The 4,845-nt window shown below is 75.4% G+C and carries 4 protein-coding genes; all 4 read left to right on the forward strand.

What is annotated here, in order from left to right:
* Positions 1–588 (forward strand): response regulator transcription factor (locus tag ACFU99_RS33245; RefSeq protein WP_384399135.1); only part of this gene is annotated, 588 nt, incomplete at its 5' end.
* A gap of 146 nt (positions 589–734) precedes the next feature.
* Positions 735–2,741, forward strand: coding sequence for a multicopper oxidase family protein (locus ACFU99_RS33250; RefSeq protein WP_384399137.1), 2,007 nt, complete (start codon positions 735–737; stop codon positions 2,739–2,741).
* Positions 2,738–4,018 carry a 3-deoxy-7-phosphoheptulonate synthase gene (locus tag ACFU99_RS33255; protein WP_384399139.1) on the forward strand — a complete coding sequence of 427 codons (1,281 nt, stop codon included), beginning with the start codon at positions 2,738–2,740 and terminating at the stop codon, positions 4,016–4,018. Before ACFU99_RS33250 ends, ACFU99_RS33255 begins: the two co-directional genes overlap by 4 nt.
* 6 nt (positions 4,019–4,024) lie before the next feature.
* Positions 4,025–4,845 (forward strand): hypothetical protein (locus tag ACFU99_RS33260; RefSeq protein WP_384399141.1); only part of this gene is annotated, 821 nt, incomplete at its 3' end.

Here is a 4,845-nt window from a genome sequence, read left to right on the forward strand (position 1 = left end):
GTGCCGGGCGGCGGCACGGAGTCGCCCTTCGCCGCGCTGGCGCGGGCGCACGCGACGCTGGAGGACGACCCGGCCGGGGCCGCGGAGCGCGCGGAGCGGGCGGCGGAGCGGTTCGGGGAGAGCGGCGAGCGGGTGTTCGCGGGGCGGGCGCGGCTGCGGGCTGGTACCGCGCTCGCGCGGTGCGGGCGGCGGAAGGCGGCGCGCGCGGAGCTGGCGCGGGCAGCGGAGCTGTTCGGCGAGTGCCGGGCGCAGGGGCTGTACGAGCGGACCGTACGGGAGCAGCGGCGCGTCGGCGTCCGGACGGCGCGACCGGCGGCGGGGACAGGGAGCGGGAGTGCAGCGGGTGGGCCGCTGTCGCGGCGGGAGGCGGAGGTCGCGGAGCTGGTCCGGCAGGGGTTCACCAACCAGCGGATCGCGGAGCGGCTCTTCCTGAGCCCGCGCACGGTGGAGACCCACGTCGCGCACGTCTTCGCCAAGCTCGGGGTCTCGTCGCGGGCGGCGGTGGCGGGGCGGCTGGCGGAGGGCGGCGAGGGCGGGGCGGCTGGCGGCGAGGGCGGGGGCGGTACGGGCCGGGGTACGGGCTCGTAGGCGCGTACGTCCGTAGCGCGGGGCCGCGGGTCCGTAGCGCATCAGTAGGTCAGTAGTCGGGCCGGTGTTTCCCCCGATGTGGGCGGGGCGGGCCGGGGCGCACGGTGAAGACCGTAAGCGCCCGACCCCACGAAAAGAGCCCCGAAATGCCTGAGCTCATCGAAACCGTCACCGAACCGGCCCCCGCCCCCGTCGCCGCCCCGGAGTCCGCTCCCGCCATCACGGCGCCCGAGCAGATGCCCGAGCGGATGCCGGAGCGGATGCCCGAGCAGACGGCCGCCGCACCCGAGCCGACGCTGGAACCCTTCGTCGACCCCCTGCGGATCCCCCCGGTCCTGCGCCCGGAGACCGACCCCGGCACCGGACTGGCCGAACTGACCGTCACGACCCGCCCCGTCCTCCTCCCCCTGCACTCGCAGCTCCCGCCGTCGCTCATGTGGGCGTACGACGGGCAGCTCCCCGGGCCGACCGTCGAGGTACGGCGCGGCGCCCGGCTGCGGGTGGCGTGGACCAACGGGCTGAGCGGCCCGTACCCCCTGATCAAGGTGGAGACCAAGGTCCAGGCGAACACGATGCGCCCCGGCTACGACCCGGACGCGGACACGTTCGACCGCCGGGCGCCGAAACTGCCGGCCTGGACGGTGGTGCATCTGCACGGTGCGCGCACCGGCGGCGGCAACGACGGCTGGACGGACAACGCGGTCGCGCCGGGCGAGACGCAGCTCTCCGAGTACGCGAACGACCAGGCGGCGGCCACCCTCTGGTACCACGACCACGCCATGAACATCACCTCGCTGAACGTGATGACGGGCCTGGCCGGCATGTACTGGATCCGCGACGAGGAGGAGGAAGCCCTCGGGCTGCCGGACGGCGCGCGGGAGATACCGCTCATGCTGTGCGACCGGAACCTGGACACCGACTGGGAGGGCCGCCTCACCGGCCGCCTGATGCACAAGGTCTTCCGCAACGAGCAGGATGTGCCGCTGCCCTTCTACGGGCCGTACACCCTGGTCAACGGCGTGATCCAGCCGCATCTGGAGGTGGCCGCGCGCTGGTACCGGTTCCGGATGGTCAACGCCTCCAACGCCCGCTTCTTCACCCTGCGGCTCTGCCACGAGGACGGCACTCCGGTCGAGCGGGAGCTCGTGGACCGGGCCTTCCATCAGATCGGCACGGACAGCGGGCTGCTGCCCGAACCCGAGCCGCTGCCGGAAGAGGGCCTGACCCTCGCACCCGGCGAACGCGCCGACGTGCTGGCCGACTTCTCCGTGCTGCGCGGCATGCGCGTGCACTGGGTCAACGTCTCGACGAACCCGCCGGGCCCCGCGCCCTCGCCCCAGGTCATGCAGTTCCGGGTCGAGGACGAGGCGGCGGACGATCCGTTCGCGCTGCCGCCGCGGCTGAGCCCGTCGTACGAGCGGCTGAGCCACGCCACCGCCCCCGACCACGAGCACCGGTGGGTCGTGCTGACCCCGCCCGCCGCGACCGGGATGCCGATGATGTGGGAGATGGAGACCGTCGAGGACGCCTCGTCGGTGCCGATCCCCAGCGACGGCGTGGTCCAGGTCCGTCGGCCGGGCCGGCCGCTGCTGACGCTGCGCCGGGTGGCGACGCTGATGGACGACGCCACGACGTTCATGGTGCGCCAGGACGGCTGGGAGCAGTGGAACGTCCTCAACCTGGGCGGGCCGGTGCACCCCTTCCACATCCACCTGGTCCGCTTCCAGGAGACGCGTCGGCAGAACTTCGACGCCCGCGGCTTCCAGCCGCTGCTGCGCGCCGACGGCACCGTGCGCGGCCACGGCACCGTCACGCCCGTCACCTTCACCGAGGAGGTGCCCACCGAGGGCGCCGACCGCGGCTGGAAGGACACCGTGCGGGTCGGCGACGCCGCTCCGCCGCCGGCGGGGTCCGGCCAACTGGTCTCCGTACTGGGCCGGTTCGACGGCGCGAGCGGCCGCTACATGTACCACTGCCACATCCTGGAGCACGAGGACGAGGCCATGATGCGCCCGTTCACCGTGATGCCCGGCCAGGTCATGGACATGCACCCCGGCATGGGCCACGGGGACGAACACGGCGGCGGTGGCGGTGGCGGTCACGGCATGGAGCACGGCGCCGCCGAAGGCCCGGAAGGAGGCCACTCCTCATGACCGCCGTGGATCGCCCACCCACCGCCCGCCCCGAGACACCGAAGGAGCGAACCGCCATGACCGCCCCGGCTCCGGCCCCGGCTTCAGCCCCGGCCGGCCCCCTCGGACCGCACCGCGGCGAAGGACACCGCGTACGGCCCACCGGAGGCCAGACCCGCGCCCTCCCCCTGGAGAGCCCGGCCGACATGTCCGAACGGCTGCCGCTGACCTACCACGCCGCCCACACCGTCTCGACGTCCCGGCACGAGATCGTCCGGGTCCTCGACGGCCAGGACGACCGGCTGCTCGTGATCGCCGGGCCGTGCTCGGTGCACGACCGGGCCGCCGCCCTCGACTACGCCGCCCGGCTGCGGGCCGCCGCGGCCGGGCTCTCCGAGGACCTGCTCGTCGTGATGCGGGTCTACGGCGAGAAACCGCGCACCTGCCTGGGCTGGCCCGGCCTGGTCGGCGACCCCGGCCTGGACGGCGGCACCGATGTCGGCCGGGGCCTGGCCGAGGCCCGGTCCCTGATGCTCGACATCGCCGAGTCCGGGCTGCCCGTCGGCTGCGAATGGGTCAACCCGCTCGCCCCGGCCTACCTCGGCGACGTCGTCAGCTGGGGGTCCGTCGGGGCCCGTACGGCGGCGAGCCAGGTACACCGGGACATGGCCAGCGGCCTGCCGATGCCGATCGGCGTCAAGAACACCGTCGACGGCTCGGCGCAGATCGCGATCGACGCGATACGGGCCGCCGCCGCCCCGCACGCCTACCTCGGCCCGTCCGCCGACGGGCCCGTGTCGGTGCTGCGCACCAGCGGCAACCCGCACTGCCACCTCGTACTGCGCGGCGGCGCGGACGGCCCCAACTACGGCGCGGCGCACGTCCGCCGGGCCGGCCGGGCGCTGGCCGACGCCGGGCTGCCGGTGCGGATCGTCGTGGACGCCAGCCACGGCAACAGCGGCAAGCGGCACGAGCGGCAGCCCGCGGTGGCCGAGGACCTGGCCGTACGGATCGCCGACGGCGACGCCGCGCTCCGCGGGGTGCTGCTGGAGAGCTTCCTGGTGCCCGGCCGCCAGGACCGCTCCCCCACGAAGCCGCTCGTCTACGGACAGAGCATCACCGACTCCTGCATCGGCTGGGACGCGACCGCCGACCTCCTGCGCGAGCTCGCCGGGGCCGCCCGCGCCCGCCGCGCCGGCTCCCTCCCCCGCGCCCGGAACGGCGCGGCGGGAGCGGACGCGAACGCGGAGTGGGCCTCGGCCGCCCTGGGGTCCGCACCGCTCATGGAAAGGCGATGAGCCCCCGTGTCCACCTCGCTCCGCTACCCCAGCACGGACCGCCGGTCAGCTGACGGCCGGACCCCGGAACCGTCGGCCCCGCGCCCCTTCGACCTTGGGGACGTCGCCCGGTTCAGCAGCCCGCTGACGCGGATGCTGCTGGCGAGCGACGGTCTGACCACCACCCTGCTGGAGTCCGCGCTCCGCACCCCGCTGCGGCTGCGCGTGCTGCACCAGGGGGTGGCGCCGGCCGCCGCGCAGGACGCCCTCGTCCGCCGGTGCCTGGGCGTCGGCGGGGACGAGCCGGTCCTGGTGCGCCGGTCGGCGACGGCCGACGCCGAGCTGACGCCCGTTGGGCTGAACCGGGTGGTGGGGGTGGGGCCCGACGACCCCGCGCTGGCCGCGTGCGTACGGAGCGCCCGCACCCCCATCGGCTACGGGCTGCGCGCCGCGGGGGCCATGCGCGGCCGGCGGCTGGTGGAGGTCGGCGTCGCCGGGTGGGAGCGCGACGGCCGCGTCCTGCCCGCCGTGTTCAAGTCCTACGTCGTGCTCGACGGCGACCTGCCCTGGCTGTTCATCCGCGAACTCTTCAACCCGCTATTGATCCCGGCGGGGCGGGACGGCGACGGACGGGGGTCGGGGGTCGCCGGGCGGGCGCAGCCGCTGGAGGCACGAGTCGTGGGGCGGAGGCAGCCGCGCTCGTACGCGACGCGGGCTCCGGCGCCGATGACGGCGACCGTCCCGAGGCCGGCCCCGAACGACGACGCCTTCTGGCTGCAATTCGGGGGGCAGGCCACCGGGGCGCTGCTCGCGGCGGCGGCCGGGCTGGTGCGGTACGCGACCGGGGT

Origin of the sequence: Streptomyces sp. NPDC057654 (assembly GCF_042800135.1) — a bacterium.
GTDB lineage: Bacteria > Actinomycetota > Actinomycetes > Streptomycetales > Streptomycetaceae > Streptomyces.